The organism is Mesorhizobium sp. WSM4816 (genome assembly GCF_055811535.1).
Map to the genome: position 1 here is coordinate 1 of NZ_JBVVQR010000009.1, position 5,724 is coordinate 5,724.

Consider the following 5,724-nt stretch of genomic DNA (forward strand, 5'->3'; position numbering starts at 1 on the left):
CCAGCCAGCAGGTTGAATCTGATTTGCTCGCCTTCGGGAATCCCCTTTCGATTCAGCCTCAATTCATCCCGCTCTAGCCTGTGAGGCTAAGGCGCTTCCAAAGTTAAAACTATGTCCCCCTAGGAAACCAGGGCAAATCCCGGAAGGGAATTCATCAGGCCGGATCGAATGACGTGGCTTTCGAGAACCCGGCGCGGAGTGGACATTTGAGTCCATGAGCACCGGAAGTCGAGAAAGCTGCGTCAGTCGGCCGGCCTCATGAATTCTTCTCCGGGATTTCAGGCGCAGACGCGGTTGCGGCCTTGCCTCTTGGCCTCATACAGTTGACGGTCGGCGCGGCGATAGAACTCTTCGGCGGTTTCCTTGCGGTCCCAGATGGCAAGACCGACGCTGGTAGTGATCTTCAGCCGGACATTGCCGGACAGTATCGACATGTTGGCGATCGCCTTGCGGATGCGTTCGGCGAACCTGGACAGAAGTTCGGCGTCCATGTTGGGCGTGACCACCGCGAACTCCTCGCCACCCAGGCGCGCCACCACGTCGTGATAGCGTGTCATGTCCTTGAGACAACTGGCGACCGCCCGCAATACCTGGTCACCGACATCATGGCCGTGAGTGTCGTTGACCTGCTTGAAATGGTCGAGATCAAGGATCATCAGCCCGACCGGCTTGTCGATGCGACGGAATTCCTCGAGATATTCCTTCAGTGCATCGTCGAAATAACGCCGATTCTGCATGCCGGTCAGGCCGTCGGTCAGCGCCGCATGCTCCAGCGTTTCCGAACGGGCGCTGAGCGAAACCGTCATGGCGCGCAGCTTGCCTTCTTCCGTCGCCTGCTTGCGGATCAGCGGGTAGATGAAGAAAATGCCAAAGAACAGGGCAGTCGCCAAAAGGACGCCGGTCCCAAACAACAGCTTGTTGAGATAAGTGGTCTTCTCAATCGCGGCAGGGGTAGTGATCTCCGCCGCGAGCGCCTGCAGAAGCCCATAGGCGTGAAGCGTCACCAGGCCGGCGGCCAGGATCACGAAGATGAAGACGAAAAAGGCTGATTCCGCCTTGTGAAAACGCATCTGCTCCCCGTTGCAAAACCCCAAAGACGTTATGGCATCGACGGCCTTACGGAGGGTTAATTGGGACAACTTCAACGGGAGGTCTTCCCTTAAAGTCAACTTTTCAGGTTGCACTCGAAAAGGTGTCCAAGATCGTGGATTCCACACGGTCACCAGGGCGCAATCTCAGCCATTCCGGACCCAACTGATGCCTGAACCAGGTCGCCTGGCGCTTGGCATACTGTCGCGTCGCGATCTTCGCGCGCTCGATCGCCTCAGGAAAACTCAGCTCGCCGGCCATTGCGGCCTGGAGTTCGCGAACGCCGATGGCTTTCATCGCCGGTAAGTCGGGATCGAGACCAAGATCGGTGATCTGCCTGACCTCGTCGAGGGCGCCCATCTCCAGCATGCGGTCGAACCGCGCCTCGATCCGCTCCACCAGTTCCGCTCGGTCCGGTTCGATCACAAGGAAGCGCGTGCTGGCCCTGTCGACCAGTGGACGGCCGCGCGCCGCCTGCCACTCCAGGATGGAACGGCCCGATGCATCGAGCACCTCCAGCGCCCGCACGATGCGCTGGCCGTCGGTCGGCTTCAGCATCATGCCGGCTGCGGAATCCTCGCGCAGCAGGATGCGGTGCAGCTTGGCTGCGCCCTGCTCCTGGAGTTCGTAGCGCCAGCGATCACGGATCGACTGCGGAATGTCGGGCATTTCCGAGATGCCTTCCGAAAGCGCCCGGAAATAAAGCCCGGTACCGCCGACGAAAATCACCGGCCGTTGGAAGAGCGCACCGCCGTCGATGAGCTTCATCACGTCGCGCAGCCAGGCGCCGGTGGAATAGGCGTTGGCGGGATGGACATGTCCGTAGAGGAAATGCGGGACGCGGGCGAGTTCGGCAGCAGTCGGCCGCGCCGTCAGCACGTCGAGCACCGAATAGACCTGCATCGAATCGGTGTTGACGATGACGCCGCCGTTGCGCTCGGCGAGGTCGAGCGCAAGGGCGGACTTGCCGCTGGCGGTCGGCCCGGCTATCAGGATCGCGTTCTTAACGCGGCCCTCGCCCGCCTGCCCGCCGGAATTTTTTATGCCGCTGATCGCCACGCTTGTATCCCATCCCGCCGGCCGCGCATTGTCGCCGGCGCTTGCGAATATGGCGTCACGGTCGGCCGGCGCAAGCACTGTTCGCTGGCTGGCCGAAGGCATAGCCTGCGAATTCTCTCTGCCCGAGACGGCCGAAGCCGCTGAAACGACCGCCAGCCTGCGCGCCGTGCTTGCACCCGAACCGGTTGACGTGATCGTTCAGCGGCCCGAGGCAAGGCGGAAGAAAATCCTTATCGCCGATATGGATTCGACCGTTATCGACCAGGAGTGCATCGACGAGCTCGCCGACGAGATCGGCGTCAAGGATTACGTCGCCGCCATCACGGCGCGATCGATGAATGGCGAGATCGCTTTCGAGCCGGCCTTGCGCGAGCGGGTTGCGCTGCTGAAAGGTCTCGACACTGCCGTGGTCGACCGCATCATCGCCAATCGCCTGACGCTGGCTTCCGGTGGCCGCGCGCTTGTCCAGACCATGCGGGCCAACGGCGCTTGGACTGCACTCGTGTCGGGTGGCTTCAACGTCTTCACCTCACGCATCGCCGCCATGCTCGGCTTTCAGGAGAATCGCGCCAACCGCCTGATCGAGCAGGATGGCCGCTTCACCGGGCTGGTCGCCGAGCCGATCCTGGGGCGCGCCGCCAAGGCCGATGCGCTGCTCGAGATTTCGGCGCGCCTCGGGCTGACGACCGCCGACGCCATTGCTGTCGGCGATGGCGCCAACGACCTCGACATGATCCGCCTTGCCGGCACCGGTGTGGCGCTTCATGCCAAGCATGTCGTGGCGGCGGAGGCAAAATTCCGCATCGACCATGGCGACCTCACCGCGCTTCTCTATCTGCAGGGCTACCGGCGGGAGGAATTTGCAGAGTGACGCCAATCCGCACCGAGCGCCTGATCCTGCGCAACTGGGAGGATCGCGACCGCGACCTCTTCCACCGCATCAACTCCGACGAGCGCGTCATGGAGTTCTTTCCGTTTCGCCGCGACCGCGCGCAGGCCGACGCCAAGATGGACGAGTTCCGCGCCTGGATTGCCGAGGATGGCTACGGTTTCGCTGCCGCCGAGATAGTTGAAACGCGCCAATGCATCGGCTTTGTCGGCCTCCTCGACACCGATGATTTGCCGTTCCTGCCGGCCGGCACCGTCGAGATCGGCTGGCGGCTGGCGCCCGAATTCTGGGGCCATGGCTATGTCACCGAGGCAGCCGAAGCCTGGCTCGCTATGGCTTCGAAACGCTTGGCCTCGAGGAAATCGTTTCTTTCGCCGTCAGGGATAACAGCCGGTCCACTGCCGTCATGGAACGCCTGGGCATGACCGCCGACCCGACCAGCGATTTCGACCACCCCGGCATTCCGGACAGCCACGCCAGGCTCAAGCGGCATGTGTTCTACAGGCTGACAGCCAAGGATTGGCAGAAAAACCGACGCTGATCAGTGCCGACCCTGATCAGCGCCGACCCTGATCAGGGCTTGTCAAACGGAAGCTCGTCGCCAGGTTGCGGCGGTTTGACGCCGACGCGATCGAGCACTTTCGCGAAATCATCGCCCATGCATCACCAGCCCGTCGACGCAGGAAATCGGCCGCTGTCTCCACGGCTCCAACCTTTTGCGCCACCGCCGACGCGATCCACTGGTTCAGCGACACACCATCAGCACGCGCCTCCGGGACTCAGTCCATCCGGATCGTCACAAACCGCAATTCGCCGCTCTTCGACGCCAGCATCAGCAGCGCATTCTTGCGTCCCTGCTCCTTCAGCGCAGCAATCCGGTCCATGACATCCTTGGGCGTGGCGACCGATTCCTGCGCGATCTCGGTGATCACCTCGCCGGCCTGGATGCCGCGTTCGGCAGCGGCCGAATCCTTGGCGACTTCAGTGATAACGACGCCGGAGACTTCGGCGGCAATGCCGAATTTCGTCCGCGTCTCGTCGTTGAGGTCGCCAACGGTCATGCCGAGCACGGACGCCGTCGGGACGGCAGGCGCCTCGTCGCCAGTGTCCTTGTCGGTATTGCCGTTCTCGCCGCTGGCAAGCTTTTCGCCATCTTCGAGCCGGCCAAGCGTCACCTTCACGGTCTGCTCGACGCCCTTGCGCACGATGACCACGTCGACAGCCTTGCCGACCGTGCTCTCGGCGACGACGCGCGGCAGGTCGCGCATTTCATTGACGTCCCTGCCGTCGAACTTGATGATGACGTCGCCCGCCAGGATAGTGCCGTTGTCGACAGGCCCGCCCTTGATGACGCCGGCGACCAGTGCGCCCTTGGCGGTCGCCATGCCGAGGCTCTCGGCAATGTCGTCCGTCACCGGCTGGATGCGCACACCGAGCCAGCCGCGCCGCGTCTCGCCGAACTGGCGGAGCTGGTCGACGACGCCCAACGCCAGCTGCGAGGGAATGGAAAAGCCGATGCCGATCGAGCCGCCGGACGGCGAGATGATCGCCGTGTTGATGCCGATCACCTCGCCGGCGCTGTTGAACAGCGGCCCGCCGGAATTGCCGCGGTTGATCGCGGCATCGGTCTGGATGAAATCGTCATAGGGGCCGGAATTGATGTCGCGGTTGCGGGCCGAGACGATGCCGACCGTCACGGTGCCGCCGAGGCCGAACGGATTGCCGATCGCCATCACCCAGTCACCGACGCGCATCTTGCTGGAATCGCCGAATCTCACCGCCGTCAGCTTGTGCCCTTTCGGATCGACCTTCAGCACCGCCACGTCGGTCTTGGTGTCGGTGCCGACCAGCGTCGCCTTCAGCGTCACGCCGTCGGAGAAATTCACCTCGATGTCGTCGGCATCGGCGATCACGTGGTTATTCGTCACCACGATGCCTTGCTCGGCGTCGACCACGAAGCCTGAGCCCAGCGACTGCACCTTTTGCGAGGGATTGCCCTGTTCGCCGGGACGGTTCTTGAAGAAATCGTCGAAGAAGTCCTGGAAGGGCGAGCCCTCTGGAAGCTGCGGCATCGGCACCGCGCCCGGGCCCTCCGTGCCCTTCACCCTCTGCGAGGTCGATATATTGACCACGGCGCCGAGCAGGCCCTGCGCCAGATCGGCGACCGAAGCCGGGCCGTCGTCAGCGGCCGCGGGCATCACCAGCGACGGGACGGTAGCGGCGCCGATAAGAAGTGCTGCAGCACCCGCGGTCAACGTCCGCCTCGCCGCGCGCAAAAAGCTGTTGGATGTCATCGAGAAGTCTCCCGGTGTCTCTGAGAAGAAAGGCGCTCGCCGAAAACGCTGCGTCGAGCCATGTTGGCAAGAAATACGGCACGTTTGCGGCTATGGCTATCGGCGGAGGATAAATCCTCCGTTATCCCGAAATCATCGTCATCCACCCCGCACCAGCCAGACCAGGCCGACACCAACGGCGATTGCAATCAGCCCGGCGACCCGCAGCGTATTTTCCGGCATCGACAGAACGCCGGCAAGTTTCTTGGCGAGGCCGGGAAAGCCGCCATAGACCAGGCCCTCGACACTACAGCGCCGGGGGGGGGGGGGGGGGGGGTAGTTGGGGGGGGGGGGGGGGGTTTGGGGGGGGGGGGGGGGAAAAAAAAATTAGGGTTTTTTGGGGGGTGGGGGGGG

Annotated in this window: 5 protein-coding genes and 1 pseudogene; 2 read left to right on the top strand and 4 right to left on the bottom strand. The window is 63.1% G+C overall.

What is annotated here, in order from left to right; translation table 11 throughout:
* Window positions 1–278: 278 nt before the first annotated feature.
* Together AC0L3H_RS12685 and miaA are read right to left on the bottom strand one after the other, a co-directional pair.
* Window positions 279–1,070 (bottom strand): GGDEF domain-containing protein, encoded by a 792-nt coding sequence (locus AC0L3H_RS12685; RefSeq protein WP_023798799.1) that lies wholly within the window; start codon window positions 1,068–1,070, stop codon window positions 279–281.
* A gap of 103 nt (window positions 1,071–1,173) precedes the next feature.
* Window positions 1,174–2,142: a tRNA (adenosine(37)-N6)-dimethylallyltransferase MiaA gene (miaA, locus tag AC0L3H_RS12690; protein WP_473585775.1), complete on the bottom strand. Its 969-nt coding sequence runs from the start codon at window positions 2,140–2,142 to the stop codon at window positions 1,174–1,176.
* Between miaA and serB the strand changes: the two genes are divergently transcribed.
* Together serB and AC0L3H_RS12700 are read left to right on the top strand one after the other, a co-directional pair.
* Complete coding sequence (gene serB, locus AC0L3H_RS12695; protein ID WP_473585679.1) at window positions 2,132–3,019, top strand: phosphoserine phosphatase SerB; 888 nt, start codon at window positions 2,132–2,134, stop codon at window positions 3,017–3,019. The two genes, miaA and serB, sit on opposite strands and share 11 nt — an antisense overlap.
* Window positions 3,016–3,578 (top strand): annotated as a pseudogene (locus AC0L3H_RS12700) (GNAT family N-acetyltransferase). Before serB ends, AC0L3H_RS12700 begins: the two are co-directional and overlap by 4 nt.
* A 238-nt stretch (window positions 3,579–3,816) precedes the next feature.
* Here AC0L3H_RS12700 and AC0L3H_RS12705 read toward each other — a convergent pair.
* Together AC0L3H_RS12705 and AC0L3H_RS12710 are read right to left on the bottom strand one after the other, a co-directional pair.
* Window positions 3,817–5,331, bottom strand: coding sequence for a DegQ family serine endoprotease (locus tag AC0L3H_RS12705; protein ID WP_473585680.1), 1,515 nt, complete (start codon window positions 5,329–5,331; stop codon window positions 3,817–3,819).
* Between the two features lie 138 nt (window positions 5,332–5,469).
* Entirely contained in the window at window positions 5,470–5,607 is a 138-nt protein-coding gene (locus AC0L3H_RS12710; protein ID WP_473585776.1) for a DUF2065 family protein, read from the bottom strand.
* Between the last annotated feature and the right edge of the window lie 117 nt (window positions 5,608–5,724).

What these genes read in the sequence shown, in the direction of transcription:
- AC0L3H_RS12685 (WP_023798799.1), bottom strand. Translation starts at nt 1,070, where the DNA reads ATGCGTTTTCACAAGGCGGAATCAGCCTTTTTCGTCTTCATCTTCGTG.
- serB (WP_473585679.1), top strand. Translation starts at nt 2,132, where the DNA reads ATGCCGCTGATCGCCACGCTTGTATCCCATCCCGCCGGCCGCGCATTG.
- AC0L3H_RS12705 (WP_473585680.1), bottom strand. Translation starts at nt 5,331, where the DNA reads ATGACATCCAACAGCTTTTTGCGCGCGGCGAGGCGGACGTTGACCGCG.